The sequence below is a fragment of the Verrucomicrobiia bacterium genome, from assembly GCA_019634625.1.
Lineage (GTDB): Bacteria > Verrucomicrobiota > Verrucomicrobiia > Limisphaerales > CAIMTB01 > CAIMTB01.
Genome location: JAHCBA010000001.1, coordinates 32117 through 50381 on the forward strand (window position 1 = coordinate 32117; position 18265 = coordinate 50381).

16 protein-coding genes are annotated in these 18265 nt (G+C 66.6%); 1 reads left to right on the plus strand and 15 read right to left on the minus strand.

What is annotated here, in order from left to right; all coding sequences use genetic code 11:
• Positions 1-414: 414 nt before the first annotated feature.
• From KF833_00135 to KF833_00190, 12 genes are all read right to left on the minus strand, one after another.
• A complete protein-coding gene (locus KF833_00135) occupies positions 415-1704 on the minus strand; it encodes a response regulator (GenBank protein ID MBX3743692.1) in 1290 nt (429 codons plus the stop codon).
• Positions 1705-3693 carry a PAS domain S-box protein gene (locus tag KF833_00140; GenBank protein ID MBX3743693.1) on the minus strand — a complete coding sequence of 663 codons (1989 nt, stop codon included), beginning with the start codon at positions 3691-3693 and terminating at the stop codon, positions 1705-1707.
• Positions 3694-3729: 36 nt separating this feature from the next.
• Positions 3730-4098 (minus strand): hypothetical protein, encoded by a 369-nt coding sequence (locus tag KF833_00145; protein MBX3743694.1) that lies wholly within the window; start codon positions 4096-4098, stop codon positions 3730-3732.
• Positions 4099-4114: 16 nt separating this feature from the next.
• Complete coding sequence (fliS, locus tag KF833_00150; GenBank protein MBX3743695.1) at positions 4115-4546, minus strand: flagellar export chaperone FliS; 432 nt, start codon at positions 4544-4546, stop codon at positions 4115-4117.
• Between the two features lie 18 nt (positions 4547-4564).
• Positions 4565-4831, minus strand: coding sequence for a hypothetical protein (locus KF833_00155; protein ID MBX3743696.1), 267 nt, complete (start codon positions 4829-4831; stop codon positions 4565-4567).
• A 101-nt stretch (positions 4832-4932) separates the two neighbouring features.
• A complete protein-coding gene (locus KF833_00160) occupies positions 4933-5625 on the minus strand; it encodes a hypothetical protein (GenBank protein MBX3743697.1) in 693 nt (230 codons plus the stop codon).
• Positions 5606-6028, minus strand: a complete 423-nt coding sequence (locus KF833_00165) for a hypothetical protein (protein MBX3743698.1) — start codon at positions 6026-6028, stop codon at positions 5606-5608. The genes KF833_00160 and KF833_00165 overlap by 20 nt, the downstream gene beginning before the upstream one ends.
• Before the next feature lie 17 nt (positions 6029-6045).
• Positions 6046-7764 carry a flagellar filament capping protein FliD gene (gene fliD / locus KF833_00170; GenBank protein ID MBX3743699.1) on the minus strand — a complete coding sequence of 573 codons (1719 nt, stop codon included), beginning with the start codon at positions 7762-7764 and terminating at the stop codon, positions 6046-6048.
• A 154-nt stretch (positions 7765-7918) separates the two neighbouring features.
• Complete coding sequence (locus tag KF833_00175) at positions 7919-8722, minus strand: flagellin (GenBank protein ID MBX3743700.1); 804 nt, start codon at positions 8720-8722, stop codon at positions 7919-7921.
• Between the two features lie 175 nt (positions 8723-8897).
• Positions 8898-9578, minus strand: a complete 681-nt coding sequence (locus tag KF833_00180; protein ID MBX3743701.1) for a DUF4956 domain-containing protein — start codon at positions 9576-9578, stop codon at positions 8898-8900.
• Positions 9568-10305 carry a polyphosphate polymerase domain-containing protein gene (locus tag KF833_00185; protein ID MBX3743702.1) on the minus strand — a complete coding sequence of 246 codons (738 nt, stop codon included), beginning with the start codon at positions 10303-10305 and terminating at the stop codon, positions 9568-9570. Before KF833_00185 ends, KF833_00180 begins: the two co-directional genes overlap by 11 nt.
• 103 nt (positions 10306-10408) lie before the next feature.
• Positions 10409-12430, minus strand: coding sequence for a CotH kinase family protein (locus tag KF833_00190; protein ID MBX3743703.1), 2022 nt, complete (start codon positions 12428-12430; stop codon positions 10409-10411).
• An 807-nt stretch (positions 12431-13237) separates the two neighbouring features.
• On the opposite strand from KF833_00190, the gene KF833_00195 reads away from it, so the two are divergent.
• Complete coding sequence (locus KF833_00195) at positions 13238-13993, plus strand: prepilin-type N-terminal cleavage/methylation domain-containing protein (GenBank protein ID MBX3743704.1); 756 nt, start codon at positions 13238-13240, stop codon at positions 13991-13993.
• 4 nt (positions 13994-13997) lie between these two features.
• On the opposite strand, the gene feoB is transcribed toward KF833_00195, so the two are convergent.
• The 3 genes from feoB to KF833_00210 form a co-directional block, all read right to left on the minus strand.
• Entirely contained in the window at positions 13998-16181 is a 2184-nt protein-coding gene (gene feoB, locus KF833_00200; GenBank protein MBX3743705.1) for a ferrous iron transport protein B, read from the minus strand.
• Positions 16182-16612: 431 nt separating this feature from the next.
• Positions 16613-17257, minus strand: coding sequence for a hypothetical protein (locus KF833_00205; GenBank protein ID MBX3743706.1), 645 nt, complete (start codon positions 17255-17257; stop codon positions 16613-16615).
• Positions 17254-17808, minus strand: coding sequence for a hypothetical protein (locus KF833_00210; protein MBX3743707.1), 555 nt, complete (start codon positions 17806-17808; stop codon positions 17254-17256). The genes KF833_00205 and KF833_00210 overlap by 4 nt, the downstream gene beginning before the upstream one ends.
• Positions 17809-18265 lie beyond the last annotated feature (457 nt).

An 18265-nucleotide genomic window follows, 5' to 3' on the forward strand; every position in this document is an offset into this window, starting at 1 on the left:
CGAGACCCGACACGGTCTCCTCGATGTCTCCCAGCAGGCTGTTGATCGGAAGCAACCCGCCATCCTGACCCGGCTGGGCCAGAACGAGCTCCAGCGCAACCTTGTCGATCGACTGGGTCAGGGCGTTCAGCTGGGGGCGGTCCGGGCAGTCCATGGGTTGCATTCCTTCGTTACCTTCCATGAATGCATCGGCACCCGCCGCTCCGGACTTGAGAATCCCTCCACGCCCCGTGCCCCGGAATCGTGGGGAAAGGTGCGAGCTTCGCGAAGCCTCGCCTCCGAGGGCCGGGTCCCACGAGGCCGCAACGGTGTGGAGCCTTGGGTTCAGGACTCGCGGGGCTCGTCCCTCCGATTCCCCGCCTCCTCACCCCCAACTCCGCGAGGCACCGCGCCGCCCCCCCCGGCCGGCCCCCTTCAGCAGTACACCACCAGGGACTGGGCGATCGGCTGGATCCGATGATGGTTCCGCAGCTTGTCGATCGAGGTCTCGTTCAGCTCCCGCCCATCCGGAACCAGCAGGATCCCGTTGGCCGTGTAAATGCCCTTGGCCAGCACCATGCCCGGCTTCAATTCCCCCAGCGAAACCTCCCGCTGCCGCCGTGGAATCGATGCCCCGGGAAGGCACCGCATGAAAACCAGCACCGCTTCCGGATCGTAGGCGCCCCCCCCCTGGTCGTGCACGGTCTGAACCGTGGTCGCATGGTCGTGCGGGCTGGCCGCATACCCCACCGCCACCGCCAGCAGCCGCCCCAGCCACGGTATCTCCTCCCCCGCCAGTCCCGCCGGATACCCGCGCCCGTCGTGCCGCTCATGATGGGTCCGGATCGCCACCCGCACCGCCTCCAGGCTCCCGACAAAGGAGGCCAGCTCCTCCCCAAGGATGGGGTGCTGCTCGATGAGCGCCCGCTCGGCGTCATTCAGCGTTTCCGGTGCCTGCTGCCAACGCGCGATCAGCCGCCGCGGAATCCCCACCAGCCCGACATCGTGCAGCCATGCCGCAATCCCCAGCGACCGTCGCTCCTCCCCGGTCAGACCCGCCGCCACCCCCATCGACCGGCACAACTCGAAGACCCGCCGCGCCTGCGTCCCGAGCGTCGGGTAAAAGGTCTCCATCGTCTTCACGCACAGCTCCACCGAATGGTCCAGGTTGCGCTCCAACGCCCGATTCAACCGCTCCAACTGCTCGTTCTGTTCCGCCACCCGACGCACCTGGTCCTCCAGCCGCCCGTTCAACTCCTGGAGCGACGCGTTCATCGCCTCCGTCTCGGCCCGCAACTGCGTGTTGCGCGCCATCAGGTCGTACCGCTGCGCCGCACTCTCGATCGCCCCAAGAAACTCCTCGCGCAGCCACGGCTTGATGATGAACCGGTAGATCTCCCCCTTGTTGATCGCCTCGATCACCGTCCCCAGGTTCAGCACCGCGGTGATCAGGATCCGCGTCGCGTTCGGCTGCTTCTCCTTGGCGTGACCCAGAAATTCCAATCCCGTCATCCCCGGCATCTGCTGGTCGGTGATGATCACCGCAAAGGCCTGCTCCTCCAGAAACCGGACCGCCTCCTCCGCATCCCCCGTCGCCACCACCTCGTACCCCGCCCGCAGCAGCGTCTCCCGCAACGCCACCAGCACGATCTCCTCGTCGTCCACCACCAGCAGGCGGCGTGACGGCGAGACACCGGTCGGATTTCCAGGAACAGGCGTGGACACTTAGCGGCCGAGGATTTTCCCCAGCTTCTCCAGCACCACCGGCGGAGACAACTCCGGAGTCAGAACCAAGTCCGAAAGCGCCAGCAGCCCGGCATCCAGTTCGTCCCGGTCCCGCCCGATCGGCCGCAACACCACCCGCAACCCCGGCTGCACCTTCCTCCACGCCTCCACATGCGGCCCCAACACCACCCCCGTCGTGTCGAGCAGCAGGAACAACCCCCCGTAAACGTAGTCGCCCGCCGACAGGAATTCGGTCGCCCTCTCCAGCGTGTGGACCGTCGCCACATGGTACCCCCCCGTCCGCAGCACCTCCGCCACCTCGTCGAACAGCCGGCTCGGCGGCCCGTACAGCAGAAGCGCCGGCCGGGTCGCCGGTCGCGACTCCGGCATCGCCACCCGCTCCGCCTCCGAGAAATCCGCCTCCGGCAGGCACACGTGAAAACTCGTCCCCTGCCCCTGGGTGGACTCCACCTGAATCCCGCCCCGATGCTTCTCCGCAAACAGCCGCGCGTTGTACAACCCCAGCCCCGATCCCTTGCTCCCGGACTTGGTGGTGAAAAACGGATCGAACAGCAGGTCCAGGTGCGCCGGCTTGATCCCGCACCCGGTGTCCTGGACGGTCAGACACACACAGGGAAAGGCCGGCGTCACCCCGTGGAATCGACCCGTCGCCGGCGGCGCAATCAGCCGCGCCGTCCGAAACACCAGCCGCCCGCGCTCCGGCATCGCATCCGCCGCGTTCAACGCCAGGTTCACGATCACCTGCCGGATCTCGAACGCATCCACGTACACCGGCAACTGCGCCCCGGTCAGGTCGGGCGCGATCACAATCCGCCGGGGAATCACCTTCCGCACCAGTTCCATCAACTCCCCCACCACCTGGTTGAGATCGTGATAGTTCCTCTCCCCCGGCTTGCCCAGGTGCAGATTCACGATCCGATGCACCAGCTGGCTCGCCTGCAGCGAACTCTTCCGGATCAATCCCAACCCCTCGTGAAACGCGTGCCCGGGCTCGATCTGGCTCAGGAACGATTCGCTCAGCGAATGAATCCCCGCCATCACGTTGCTGAAATCGTGCGCCAACCCCATCGTCAGCACCCCCAGCGTCTCCTTCCACGCCGCCGACGTCAGCAGCTTCTCCGCCAGGGTCTGCCGCGTCACATCCAGCCACACCCCCTCGTACCCCAGCACCAGCCCCCCTCCACTCACCACCGGCTGCCGATGCTCCAGCACATAACTCACCCGGCCCGTCCCCAGATTGCGCACCCGGAAGGTCGTGGTGACGCTCTCCCGACGGTGCGCCGCCCGCGTGATCCTCTGCTGGAGCTCGACCGCATCCCCCTCATGCACCACGTCCCAAAACCGGCCCCGCTGCTGCCGCCATTCACCCGCCTCCAGCCCCGTCAGTTCCCCAATCCGTCCGCTCACCGATTCCATCGAGAAATCGGCCCGCTGGCTGAAAATCACCCCGGGCCAGTGCTGCGCCAGCCGCTCCACCTGCGATTCCGCCCGCAGCAGCCGCACAAACATCTCGCGTCCCGCCCCCATCCCTCCAAACCCCTCGCACCACCCCGCCTCCGCCAATTCCCCACCCCGTGGCAGATTCGCCGCCAGCCGCACCACCCAGCCCACACCCGGCCGCGCCAGTTCCAGCCGGTACGACCCCGCCGGACCGCCCTCCTCCGCCGCCATCGGCAGATCCACCCGCTCCAATCGCTCCGTACCGGCAAACAACCGCTCCACCGTTCCCGCCCAAGGCGGACATCGTTCCCGCAGCGCCTCCCGGAAATCCACACCCTCCAGCCGCTCCCGTCGCATCCCCAGCCAGCCGGACATCGCCTCATCGGCCGTCATCACCCGTCCGGCGTCGTCCAGCACCGCCCACGCCCCGTCCAGCCATTCCCCGCTCCATGCCGCCAGCCCCCCGGATTCCGATCGGTCCCGGATCCCATCCTCCCGCCCCCCTCCCGCTGGTTCCGGTTCACTCATTCGCACGGACGGTCTTGCTCCTCGTCGAGTCGCCCCTCAGGAATAACACTCCCAGCCCGCCTCGGGCTGTCCGATGAACCCCCGGTGCAGCCGGCGCAGTTGATGCGTGCTGCGCTCCGCCGCCATCCGCTCCGCTTCCGCCCGGCTCCGACACTCCTCCAGTCGCAGGGCGTTCTCCCGCTCCCCTTCGATGAGCTCCCCGAAGACGCGCCGCTCCTCCGCCGTCAGGACCCCGATTCCCGCCCCGCCGCCTTCCGCCTCCTCCCAGACCGCCCCCAGCCGCCGTTTGGCCTCCTGGGCCAGCAGGACCGCATCCCACGCCCCGGCCTCCATCGAACGAGCCTCATCGCAGGTCGCCCGGCGCCACGCCTCGCACCATGCCGTCACTTCAAATCGTTCGGTCATGGACATCACGGCTCCTTCACCCCAGCGCCCCGAGTTCTGCCACCACCTGCCCTTCGGTCTGGCCGCCCCGCGTCAGCATCTCCCGCCAGGCGTCCCGCAGCACACCCAATCGCCGGATCACCTCCTCGATTCCGTCGGGCTCCTTCCGGAGATTGCTCTCCTGCAGCCGACGCTCGAAGTAGTGGTAGATCCCCCGGAGCCGCTCCGCCAACTCCCCCCCCTGCTTCACATCCAGCGCGGCGTTCAGCTCGTCCAGGATCATCTGCGCCCGCTGCACGTTGTTGTTGATGGCCTGGTTGAATTCCGCCGGATCGTCCGACGAGAATCCCAGCAGCGCCCTCTCGAGGAAGCGGATCGCCCCCTCATACAACATCAGCACCAATTGCCCGGGCGGCGCCGTCTGCATCGCCACCTGCATGTACGATCTTCCTGCGGCGTATCGATTCATGGTTGAAATGGCTCGCCTCTATCCATCCGCCGGCAGTCGCATCGCCAGCAGATGCGACAACCGCTGGATGGTCTCCCGGGGCGGATAGGTGGGATCCCCCACCAGGTTCCGCGCCCGCTGGATCATCTCGACCCGCACGTCCGGCGCCTCCTCCAAGGCCCGCCGAACCGCCGTCGAACCGGCGAAACTCTCCTCCTCACGTGGAGGATCCTGGCGGCGCAAACCGCTCCGTTGCACCACTGCCGGATTGATGCCGCCCGCTTTCTGATTTGGCTGAATTTCCATAGTACGGCTCTCTTTCAGGCAGGCTCGTCTCGTTTGCTCTCTCTTCCTACCCTGACTCATCTATCGTCAGATCTCCGAAAAAACCTTAGCGCCTTTCGCGCTCAGCGCCCCGGACAGGTGGCCACCAGCAGACTCGCCGTATAGCGGCCAAACCGCGTAGGCGAATTCAGAATGTCGCCCCCGTCCGTCCCCGATCGGCTTCCCCCCGATCGCCCCCCCTGGTAGCGCCGTGCCGCCGCGGCCACCCCGGGCTCGCCCGCGTCGAACACTTCGTCCACCGCCCACCACACTGTCGGCCCGTCGGTGTCCACCAACTGCCACCGCCACCCCACCGCAATCGGCGGGTACGCCCGGTACTCGGTCACTTCGCCGAACAGGACGCCGTCACACCCCGTCTCCTCCCGCAACCGCTCGAAGAAATCCACCGGCAGCCGGTCCGTGGACCGCCATTCCCCCTGTCCCGTCCACTGACGCAGCCGCCCCGCCTCGACCGTCACCACCTCGAATCGTCCCGCCTTGCCCAACTCGGCCGCGAGTACGGGCTGCAACCCCTCCCGGATCCGGCTGCGATGCGCCTCCGGCGCATGCACCGCCAGCGGCAGCAACGCCACCCGCTTCAGTCCCCGCGGCAATCGATCCTCCAGCCGGAACACATTGCCCGGAACCGGGTCGCGGACCGCCGACCCCGACCCCGGACCCGAGGCACACCCCGTCAGAAGTGCCAACAGACACCCCGCTCCCATCCCCACGACACCCGGGACGATCCAGGCCCGACTAAAAGTCGCCACGTTCATTCTGGTCCTGCTGAACCCGCTCCAACTGGCTCAGGCAGGTCGCCAGGCGCCCCGCCAAGAGGTTCGAAAAACTCTCCCAGTCCCGCCGGCGTCGCAAGACTTCGTCCACCTCATCCTCCAACCGCCGCGCCTCGTCCGCCAGACGATCCAGCTGCCCCGCCTCCCAATCGCCGCCCGCCGCCATCGTCCGACCCCGCCGCCGCAGCGACTCCAACACCCACAGCCGCGTCCGCAAATGGGGCCGGAGCCCGCTCCAAACCCGCTCCGCAAAAGCCCAGGGATCCTCCGATCCCGCCCCCGCGGCCTCCCCCATCCGCCCTCCCGGACCCGGCCCGTCATCTCCTCCCGCCAGCGGAAAGGTGGGTGGCGCCGGAGTCGTTGCCGCCTGTTCGATCGTCATCATGAAGTGGCCCTCGGGGTTCACACGCGAGCCTGCGTGCTTCCGAATCGCTGCATCAGAAACTGCATCTGCTGGTTGATGTTGGCCTGCGCCTTCTCCATCACCACAAACCTGTCGAGCATCCGCGCCCGGTTCGACTGCACGATCCGTTCCAGATCGTCGATCTGACGCCCGATGTCCGACGCCTGCCGCGTGAGCAGCGACTGCTTCGATGCCACCACCCCCTCGTCGCCGGTCATCCGGGTCAGATAACTCCCCAAACGCACGGCCAGTCCATGGTCAGGATCCGAAAACAACGCCCGCACCGCCGGCAACCGTTCCGCCAGCGCCCGGTCCAGGGCCTCCGGGTCGGCCAGCTCCAGCTTGTCGTCGTTGCTGTTCGAAACGATCCCCAGCGACTCCAGATGCCGCAGCCCCAGCCCCTCCCCCGACACCGGGCTGTACACCATCCGCCGCAGCGTCGCCGACATCCCATCCGCATCCCCGTCCGCCGTCAGCGGACTCGCCTTCACCTTGCCCTCGGAGTCCGTCGTGCTCGCCGTCTGCGACGCTATCTGCGACTGCACCTTGTTGTACGCATCGATGAAATCCGTGATCGCCTTCCGCATCGCCCCGGCATCCCCCTCCACCCGCACCGTCGTCGTCTCCCCCTCCCGCAAGGCCGTGACAGTCACCCCCGCCAGTCCGGAACTGCCCTCCCGGATGGTGTTCGACTGGCTCCGCAGTTCCCCCCCGCCATTGACCGTATAGAGAAGGTCCCGGCCCCGGTCGAGGGTGCCCCCCTGCAACCCGGTTGCCGCCAGGAAGTTCCCGGTCACATCCTCAAGGGCGATCCCCATGTCCCCGGTCCCCTTGTTCGCCAGGACAAACCGGTCGTTCGAGAAATCGTAGCTCGCCGTCACCCCCGCCGATGACTCGTTGATCCGCCGCAACACCGCGTCCAGCCGGTCGTCCGCATGGAAGGAGATGTCCACGCCGTTGATCCGGAACTTCCCCGCCCCCGCCCCCCCGTCACTCACCGTCGTCGCCAGATTCGACTCCGCCAGCGAAGCCGTCAGACGAACGCTCCCCAGCGCCCCGGCGCTGCTCACCTCGCCCGTCCCGTTGTTGTGAAGCTGCGCCACCTGCAGGAAGTTGCTCGTGTCCGTCGCGCTCCCCAGCACGATCGGCCCCGCACTGTCCAGCCGGATTCGATCCTGCGCCGGGTCGTAGCTTCCCACAACCGCCCCGCCGGTGGCGCTTCCGATCCTGTCGAAGACGTTCTGCAGCGTGTCGTCGGCCGTCACTTCGACCAGGGCGCCATTGACGCGGAAGCTCCCGGCCGTGATCGGCGCGGCGAAGCCGGCCGTCGCCAGGGACAACCCCGACACATCGGGCCCGTCGTGCAACGGTCCTCCGATGTTGCCCTGCCCCACCTGGCGCGCCGCCGTGGCCAACTGACGAAACTCGAAGGTGTACGTCCCCTCCGCCGCCCCCGCGGACGCCGTGGCGCTCGCCGCCGCCGCATCCCCCACCGATGCCTTGCGCGCCTGAAACAGGTCCGGTGACTTCAACGCATCGACGCGGGTCGCAAGAATGTTGAGCTGGGTGAGAATGCTCCCGTAGGCGTTCTTTCGCTGCTCCAGAAGGTTCTGCTCCGACATCAGCCGCCGCTGCGGAAGCCGCTCGACGTTGGCAATCTGGTCCACCAGCGATCGCCAGTCGAAGTTCGACGCCAATCCTGAGAGACCAAGCTCCATGTCTCGGTTCTATCGGCACCCGACGCCCGGACTTGAGTCGAACCTCCCCGCCCCGACGCAGCGCCACCCGGCGCCCGACCCCCCCCACCCCATGGAAAAACCCGGCTGGCCGAAGACCAGCCGGGTCGCACAACCCGATCGTTGAGGCCGACGACTACGAGAGCAGCCGTAGCGCCGACTGCGGATTGGCGTTGGCCTGGGCCAACATCGCCGTGCCTGCCTGGACGAGGATGTTGTACCGGGCGAATCGTGTGCTCTCCTCCGCCACATCCACATCCTTGATCCGGCTGTTGGCGGCCGAGAGATTGTCCTTGAGGACTCCCAGCTGTTCGCTGGTGTAGGTCAGGCGCGAGATGTTCGCTCCCACGTTCGCACGATCGGTCGCCAGCGCTGTGATGGCCGTCTTGACATTGTCCAGCGCCGTTGCCGCCGCCGTCGTCGTCTTGATGTCGTCCGACGCCAGGGTCGATACCGCCGTGGCATCGAGATCGACCGCCGTCATGTTGTACTTGTTCCCGTCCTCGTCCTTGGTGACACCCAGCGACGCGCCGTTGAACAAGCTGACCCCGTTGAACTCCTTCGCCGCCACATCGCCGATGTAGGCCTTCAGCGTGGTGAACTCGGCGTCGTACAGATCGCGGTCCGCGTCCTGCTTGGTGACATCCTGCGACAGGACGGCCAGTTCGCTCATGCGATCAAGAGCCTTGCCCACCTTCTTCAGGAACCCGTCCTGCGTCTGGCTGAACGAAATTGCATTGTTGACGTTGTTGTTCGCGGCCGTGATCCGGTTGACCTGCGCGTCGAAGCGCGTCGAAACCGCCATACCCGCCGCATCGTCCTCCGGCGAGACGATCTTCGAGCCCGATGACAACCGGGCGAGAGACTTCGACAACATCGAGGACGATTCACTGAGCAGACGAGCGCTGGACTGGGCCGAGGTGTTTGTATTGATGACCATAAGAGACTCTTTCCTTGAGTCACCCCTTGCGGGGGTTTCCGACGCGGCATTCCATGCCACGGGCAGATCTTTCCTGGGGCGTCCGCCTTTCTCCCCGCTGGCTCTTACTGGCTGCCAACCGCCACTGTCTTACGACACCCCATTCATCGGCAGCCCGTTCCACCACTTGAGGACCCTAATTCCCATCGTCCCGAAGCCGCAACTCCACCCCCTGAACCCCTTCCCTCCGGTTCAATCCCCGCACCAGTTCCGCCGCCCGAGCCCCCTCCCGCATGGTCACCGTCCAGCTCACCTCCATCACCGCCCCCTGCCTTGCCGTGGACGCCGACCCCGCCGTCCAGCGACTCAGAAACTCCGGAAACGCCTCCCGCGCCAGCGCCTCACTGTCCGTTCCCAATCCCACCCGCATCGTCAGCACCCACTCCGTCGTGTCCGCCGCCAGCCCCCGCCCCGACCGCATCAGCCAGGCCGCCAATCCCGCCACCGCCAGGGTGGCCAGCCCCACCCGGGCATGACCCGCCCCCACCCCCATCCCCACCACCACCGAGAAAATCACGAACGCCGTGTCCCGCGTGTCCCGTACCACCGTCCGAAACCGCACGATGCTCAGGGCCCCCACCAGGCTGAACGCCCGGGCCACATTGTCTCCGATCACCTGCGTCACGGCCGCAATCAGCACCGCCAGCAGCACCAGCGTCGCCGGCAGACTCGGCGCCCCCGCCCCGTTCCTTGTCCTCCCGTACAACCAGGCGATCACCCCCCCCGCCCCCAACGCCAGCGGCAACCGGACCGCCAGAACCGTGAACGGGACCGACGGCCCCTCAGCCAGTGCGGATGTCAGCGACTCAAGGAACATGGCTGCTCTCCAACTCCCGCCCGGGGTCACCCGCCTCCTCCGTCGCCAAGCCGCATGCCCGCACCCCAAGCCGGTACTTCGACAGCGGACCCGGCACGAGATTCCATTCCTCGATGAGTGCCTTCACCATCGCCGGCATCCCCCCGCGGAATTTCACCTCCAGCACACCCCGCCCCTCCAGCAGATCCCGCCCCTGCAGCGGTCGTGGCGGACCCCATCCCCCCGCTTCCTCCGCCCGCACCCCGCGGTCCAGCGTCATGCGCAATGGACCCTCCGCCGTCTCCCCCACCCGCGCCACCCGCTGGTAGCACATCCGCACCACCGGATGCAGCCCCCGAAGCGCCAGTCGATGCTGAAACCACGCCCCTTCCCATGCCGTGCCGTTCAACCGTGCCCCCAGCAGCGCCAACGACGCCTCCGGCACCGCCACCCGCCGCTTCCGCACCACGCCCGACCGCTTCAGCTTCCGCTCCAGAAACACCCCCGCCCCGTCCCCATACCGTCGCACCCGGAACTTCGCCCGCCCGTAGGAGCCGCGACGGTGGAACACGTCGTACCCGGCCGTGTCGCAATACACGCTCTGCACCAGGTACTCGTCCCCACACACGCCGCTGCCGTGGGGATCCGGCCGACAATGCCGGCGCAGCCACTCCAGCACCGGCTCCACCGCACCGCCCGTCAGGGGGAACTTCACCTCTGTCACGCCCGGGTCCGATTCGCCTGCCATGATCGCCTTCCTCTCTGCTTCAAATACCCGTCCATCACCCGTTCCGCAGCCCCGCGGATGCATCGTTTTCGCCTCGGGAACCTGTGGCGGCCCGCTCCCACCCTCACCGCGTTCCCGGTGAAGTGCCGCCCGGAGGTCCCCCCTCCCCGCCCGGAAACGCCGGCATCGTGCCCCGGAACCCCTCGCCGATCTCCTCCGCCGTCAGCGTTCCGTCCCCGTCCCGATCCCACTCCCTCGCCCAGCGCTCAAAAAGCGCCCGCATTTCCCCGCCCGTGAGCCGCCCATCCCGGTCCGTGTCGCCTGCCGTGAAGAATCCCGCCGCCCACATCGCCCCGGGCCCCCCAAACATCGTCGGTCCACCGGCACCAGGACCCGGCCTGAGGCGTGGCCCTGCCCCGCCAGGCCCCGGACCCGCTCCGGGAGGCGGCCCGAACTCGCGGTTCAACCCCTCAACCACCTCGTCCCGACCCACACTCCCGGTTCCCGCCCCGTCCCAAGCCTCATGCCATCGCCGCCCCAGGGCCCGGAACGATTCCGCCGTCATCCCTTCGCCCGGTTCCACCCCCGCCCCTCGCAGAAAGGGCATGGCGAAGACTTCCGCCGGCGGCGGCTGAAATGCCCCCGGTCCGCCTGGTCCCCGCCCGCCTCGCGGCCCGCCCATTCCCGGTATCCCGAACTCGATCCGCTGCCCCTCGCTCCGCCCCTCCAACTGATCACGCACCGATCGCACCCGGCGCTCCACAAACTCCACCAGCGGCAGGTTCGCCGCCTGAAACGGCCCGAAGGCCATCGGCGCCGACCCGCCCGACGGCGTCCCGAACACCGACGCCTCGAAGGCCCGCAGCATCCCCTCCCCCTCCCGTGCGATGGCCGGACGCAACACCGCCGCCCAGGTCTCGATCTCCCGGCGCAGCTTGTCCGGACGCATCGGCCCTTCGATCAGCCGTTTCAAATCCGCCAGGTACCGGCTCCGGATCTTCTCCACCCCCAGCAACCGCTCGATCAACCGGTTCTCCCCCTGCCACGGCTGCCCTATTGAAAACGCCACCCGCTGTTCCGGGGTCCCCATCAGCGCGAAATACCCCCAGCAGTTGTCCAGATCCCACAGCCACCAGTGCAGTCGTCCCGACTCCGCCTCGAGATATGCATAGTAGTTCTGCCCGATCGTCAGGATCGAATCGAGGTTCACCATCGCCACGTTCAACGCCAGGAACAGCGCCGTGTTCTCCACATCCACATAGCGCCCCACCTCCCTCGCAAAAGTCGCATCGTCCGCCTCTTCCAGAAGTTTCAGGAACGCCACCATCCGCTCCCGGTCCGCCGCCGAGCCCTTCTCCTTCACATTCAACGGCCGCTCGTACTCCGCCCACGCCTCCCCCCGATACCGCAGGCTCTCCCGCCCGCCCGGCTTCATCAGCAACCCCTTCCCCGTCCCGAACCGGCCCTTCAGAAACACGTCATCCACCTGCTCGGTCACCGTGTACACGCCCAACGGCGCCCGCTCGTGGCGCCCAGGCACCGTGATCCACACCTCGGCATACGTCGTCCTCGGCGCCGGCAACCCGGCCTCCCGCGCCACCGCATAGCCCAGCGTCTCGTGCAGAAACGTCCGGTCCACCACGTTGTTGTGCAGGTTCAACGTCTTCAGCCCCCGGAACCGTTGCCCCTTCACATACCGGTTGAAATCCACCTTCATCGGCCGCTTGTCCCCGCCTTGCGCCATCACGTAGGTCCCGTTCCCCTTGTACCTCAACCCCACCTCGCCCACCCGTTCCCCATCCACCTCGATGGACCCTCTCACATACGCGAAGTCCAGCCCCAACGCCCCCGCCAATCCCGGCCGCGTCGCCCGCCCGCTCTCGAACGCCTCGCTCAGATCGAACCCCCGCCGCCCGGCCCCCGGCGGCCCAAACCCGCCCCCCTGCCCCTGCCTCGGCTCCATCGCCTCCCAGTCCTCCGCCGACACAATCAGGTGGATCGCATGCACCCGTCCCGGCTCGAAAAACGCCGCCGCCGGGTCCGCCAGCACTTCAGCCGCGCCTCCAACCGCGCGTCCCAACCCCGCGGAACCCAGCAATACCCCCACCAAGGCTCCCACCCGAACCGACGCTTCACGCCATCTCATGACTCCATCCTGGGTCGCCCCCAACCCAAACCCGAGACCGTTGTGATGAATCCCCATCCGATTGTGACAAGAGGGTGACGATCCGTTGTCACCCTGTCCACCCGCAACCCACCCCCCAGTGCCGATGCCGTGCATCCCGGAGTTGCGGGTGAGGAGGCAGCGAATCGGAGGGACGAGCTCTGCGAGTCCTCAACCCAACGCTCCGCACCGTTGCGACCTCATGGAACTCGGCCCTCCGAAGCGACGCTGGGCGGAGTTCGCACCTCACAAGAATAGTAGGTCAGACACACTATTGTTGACCACCGATACCCCAATTCCGCTTCCACTAGATTGCCATGAACATAATTGTTGACTTAGATAGCAGAAGGAAAGCAGGTCAGGCCGACCATTGTTGACCGAAAACTGCACTGCATATGATATGACCAGTCAGTCAATTGTTAACCACCGGTCTCAATGGATTGTCTGGCACCTAATAGTTGATTGTTGACACGCCCATTCCCAAGTCAGCGCCACCATGGCGCTTTCCTGCGCCTTCCTGCGCCCTCCACCCCGTCTCCCCGTCTCTGCTCTGCTCTCCTGCGTTCTTGCGCCGCCCTCGCCCTTTTCCAGGCCAAACAGGGGTGCGACACCCTCCGCACTGGACCCCAGGCAGCCTCCGCAAAGACTTCCCTAACCCACCCCCCTCCACTCCACCTTGGACCTCGTCGGTCCTACGCGGGGTTCCGGGGCTCGAACACGGCCTTGACAGCTCTGCCGCATAGCGTCAGATCCCCGCCCATGTCCCCCGTCCGGCCTTCGCCACGGCGTATGCTGCCCGTTCCCCGCAACGCTTTCACCCTGATCGAACTCCTGGTGGTCATTGCCATCATCGCCATTCTGGCCTCGATGCTTCTGCCCGCGCTCGCCCGGGCCAAGTTCCAGGCCAGGGTCACGCAGTGCACTTCCAATTACCGGCAATGGGGCATCGCCGTGAATGTGTACGCCGGCGACGACGACAAGGGCCGGCTGCCCGCTTTCCGCATGCCCCGCACCGGGCTCAATCCGTGGGACGTCTCGATTCAAATGGCCCCGGGTCTCGAACCCTACGGCCTGACCGTCCCCATGTGGTATTGCCCCACCCGCCCGGCCGATTTTCTGGATGCCAACAGATGGTTCGCCAGCCGCAACGGCGGACAGAACATCCGCACCATCTCCGACCTCAACGGCTACTTCGTCCGCCAGTACGGCAACTTCGCCATCATCTGGCACTGCTGGTGGGTGCCGCGTCCCCTCGATGACGGCGGCCTGTTCCCCACCCCCACCACCTCCGGAACCGTCTCCCGCACCCAGGACGGCTGGCCCACCCGGCTCGAAGATCCCGTCGCCGCCATCCAACCCGTCATCACCGACCTCTGTCTCGCCCAGGGCACCCGCAATACCAATGTCGCCCAGGCCCGCGCCGGTCATTCCATCGGCACCCGGCTCCAGAGCGTCAACCTCGCCTTCGCCGACGGCCACGTCGAAACCCGCAGTGTCCGCCGCATCCAGTGGCAGCAGTCCGGCAACTGGACCACCTTCTACTGAGCCGTCACCCTCCCCATCCCATCCAGCGCCCGCCCTGGTACACCGCCCACGCCAGCACCCACGCCAGCGTCGTCATGTACAACCACTGCGCCACCGGCCATCGCCAGGAGTTCGTCTCGCGCCGCACCACCGCCACCGTGCTCACACACTGAAGCGCAAACACATAAAACACCATCAGGGTGATCCCCGTCAGCGGGGTGTACAGCCGCGTCCCGTCCGGACGCACCTGCGTCTGCATCGCCTCCGCCAACCCGCGGCTCCCGGCCTCCCCCCCATCCATCTCGCCCACGCTGTACACCGTGGACATCGCGCTCACAAAAACCTCCCGCGCGGCAAACGACGCCACCAGCCCGATTCCGATCTTCCAGTCGAACCCCAGCGGCTCGATCAACGGCTCGATCGCCCGCCCCAACCGACCCGCATAGCTCTGGCGCAACCGTTCCCCGGCATCATTCGAACCGGCATGGACTTCCCCCGAATCCGCCACGAACCCCGGAGTCTCCGGCGGACGCGCCCCCCGCGGATAGGTCGCCAGCACCCAGAGCACCATGTTCAGCACCAGGATCACCGTGCCGGCCCGTCGCAGAAATACCATCGACCGATCCCATAGGTGCCGCAGCACCGCCCGCAGTCCCGGCCGCTTGTAGGGCGGCAATTCCATGATCAACAGCGGGGCCGGACCCCGCAGCAGCGTGGACTTGAACAACCACGCCGAGGCCAGCGCCACCCCGATTCCCAGGGCGTACATCCCGAACAGGGTCAGGGCGGACAGTCTCAGAAACCCAAGAAACTCCCGCTCCGGCAGGCACGCCGCGATCAGGACCGTGTACACCGGTAGGCGCGCCGAACAACTCATCAGCGGCGCCACCAGTATGGTCACCAACTGGTCCTTCGGAGTCTCGATGGTCCTCGCCGCCATGATCCCGGGAATGGCGCAGGCAAAGGAACTCAGGAGCGGAATGAAACTCTTCCCGTGAAGACCCACCTTGCTCATCAGCCGGTCCATCAGAAACGCCGCCCGCGCCATATACCCGGTGTCCTCCAGCAGCCCAATGAAGAGAAACAGCAGAACAATCTGCGGAAGAAACACAATCACCGCCCCCACCCCCGCGATCACCCCGTCCGCCAGCAACCCCTGCAAATCGCCCTCCGGCATGACATCCGACACCCACCCGCCCAGTCCCGCCACACCCTCCTCGATCCACCCCATCGGGACCTCGGCGACACTGAACATCGCCTGGAAGATCGCCAGCATCAGACCCGCGAAAATCGCCAGTCCCCACACCCGATGGGTCAGCACCCGGTCGAGCCGGTCGCTCAGAGTCTCCTCCATGCCTCCCGCCTGGGCCGCCGCCGCCCCCAGAATCCGGGCCACCCCCTCGTATCGACCCTCGATCGCCGCCCCCGAGGGATCCACACCCGCCTCCGCCACCCTGCGCCGCGCCTCTTCCGTCGCCCTGACCACCCCTGGATCGTGCCGCCGTCGATTCTCGTCCCCCAGTCGCCCCTCCTCGCTCAATAGCAGCAGCGCCTCGTTCGACGCCCGTCGCCATCCCAACCCCTTCAACTGCTCCCCAAGCCACTCCCGTTCCCGTTCCAAGGCCGGCGGCAACACCGCAAAAAAGGACCGCCGCGGCCCGGTCTCCTCCCGCGGATGCAGGGCCAGACGCAGGATCTCGGCGCGCAACCGGTCCAACCCCTCCCGCCGGCTGGCCACCATCGGCACGACCGGAACTCCCAGTTCCCCGGACAACACCGCCGCATCCACCTCGATCCCGTTTGCCCGCGCGACGTCGGTCATGTTGAGCCCGACCACGGTGGGATACCCCAGTTCGATGACCTGCGTGGCGAAGTACAGGTTCCTCTCGAGATTCGAGGCATCCACCACCACCACCACCACCGATGGCTCCCCCACCTCCGGAAGGCGGCCCAGCAGCACATCCCGCGCAATCGCCTCATCCACCGACTGCGCGCTCAGGCTGTACGCCCCGGGAAGGTCCAGAACCGTCATCCGCCAATGCGGCGCCGTGCCCCGCAACCGCCCCTCCTTCCGCTCCACCGTCACCCCCGCGTAATTGCCCACCTTCCCCCGCAATCCCGTCAGGGCGTTGAACACGGTCGTCTTCCCGCAATTCGGGTTCCCCGTGAGGACCACCAGGGATTCGCTGGGCGGAGGAGCTGGATTCATCCGGATCGGCGCCGTCACCGCGCCGCCAGCCTGACCTGCCCCGCCTCATCCGGCTATCGCGCAGTTGCCGTGAGCTGGCGGAGCCTTGCCACCCATGGGGTCAAATCGATACTTTTTACAATTGGCATGCCAGTCGAAATGTACGGATCTGACCCCTTTCCGTGCATCCCGGCGTTGTGGGTGAAGAGGCGGCGAATCGGAGGGACGGGCTCTGCGAGTCCTCAGCCCAACGCTCCACACCATTGCGGCCTCGTGGAACTCGGCCCTCCGAGGCGACCCTTCGCGAAGTTCGCACCTCTCCCCACCACTCCGGGATGCACCGGACCCCTTCGCCGCTGATTTACCCCCATTGCCATCCTCGAGAAGTTCAAGCCGGTGCGGCCGGGCTTGATTCCTGGTAACAGGGCCCCTTCCAGTTTTCAGACAGGCTCTTAAGGCAAGGGCAGGCGCAGCCGGAAATACCGCTCGGACTCCCCCCCAGGCACCATCACCGTCAACCCCTCTCGGGTGGCCTCCGGTTCGACAGCCACTACGGTCCATTCCGCCGCCGATAGACTCGGACTCGACTCCAACACCGCGTCCGCCGCCAGGGCCGGCCAGGTCAATGCGAGGTCCGGACCGTGGACTTGCACTTTCAGGGCCGGCGGTTCCGCAACCACGGTCATCTGTTCCAATCCCACCAGGTTCGGGGGCGGCATCGTGCCTCCCCCCAGGGTGACCCGCACCGGATTGGATTCCCCACGGCCCCAGCCGCCAATCTCCCGCACCACCACCTTCAATGTCACCTCTTCCCCCGGTTGGCTCCCCTCCACCTCGCCCATTCCCCCGAAGAAATAACCGCCCGCCAGACCCTCAGGCGCCAAGGTCGCAGGCCCCAGCACTCTGCGGCTTGAACCGTCCGCCTCGATCCGGTGCAGTTCGGCCGTCCACCGCTCCCCCGCCAGCCGCTCCCCCGTCGATGCCAGCCGCACGGGGGCATCCACCCCGGCGGCCCCGTTCGCGAAGTTGACCGTGCCCACTTCGCCCGCTCCCGCCACCCATCCCCACATCGCCGCTCCCAGCCACAATCGCTTCATGGGTCCACCTCCGTCACCCACTCCAGTGCCTTCTCCGCCCGGATGAAAAAGCCCTCTCCCCGGCTCAACCGTGGTTCCTCCGGATGCCATGCGTCCCCAGGCAAATACGTGTACACCTCGAACCTGCCGTCACGCCACAGATACACGTTGTCCAGCGGCAACAACTTCAATCCCAGATCGGTCGTGAGTCGTCCCGAGATCGGGTGCAGGGCGGATCGCATCGACAATCCCGCTGGAATCGAATTCGTCCTCCGGCCCGCAGCCAGCCCTCCTGTCAATGTCACCGTCATCGGCTCATCCTGCGGGTTCAATAGAAAGGCGCCCTCGCCGATCCGCAGCCGCTGGGCCGGTTGGTCCCACTCCCCACCGTCGAACCGGGCTTCCACGAAGGACCCATCCGACCACGTCCACAATTCCGTCCCCGCAGGAACCCCTCGCAACACCTCCCCGACCCGCTCATCCGCACCGAGCAATGGGTTCCCGATCAGGGAGTACCCCGGTGGCAAAGCCAGATTCAGGAACAGCATCACGTTCGACGCCTGCGCCATCATCCACCCCAGACCCAATGACAAGCCGAAAGCCCAAACAACCACCTGCCACAGTTTTCGGAAATCCGATGACAACGGGATTCTCACGGAAGGGGTATCTTGTAATAGAATTGATACGTTGCCGCCGCATTGCCCCGCGACGCCATCCCGATGCGCTCCCGTCGGTACCAGGCCACGTGCCCATCTTCGATTGATGTTTGCCGGCCCAATCCCGAAGTACAGAAGGCCTGGGGCCACCCCATGAAGTGCGGAAGCTGGGAGATGACGGCCGCGATCTGCAAGTCCATTCTTGGCTGGCAGCGGACCTCGGGCGCATCTCCGAGTTGTCGGAAGGTGCGACGGAATCGGGGTCGGGGTCGCTATCGGAATCGGTATCGACAGGAGCCAGGAAGCTTCGCGCTTTCGAGCGTCGTCTTCTGCCGGCCAAATAGGTTCCATCCTGCCCGCACAAGAATTGGTT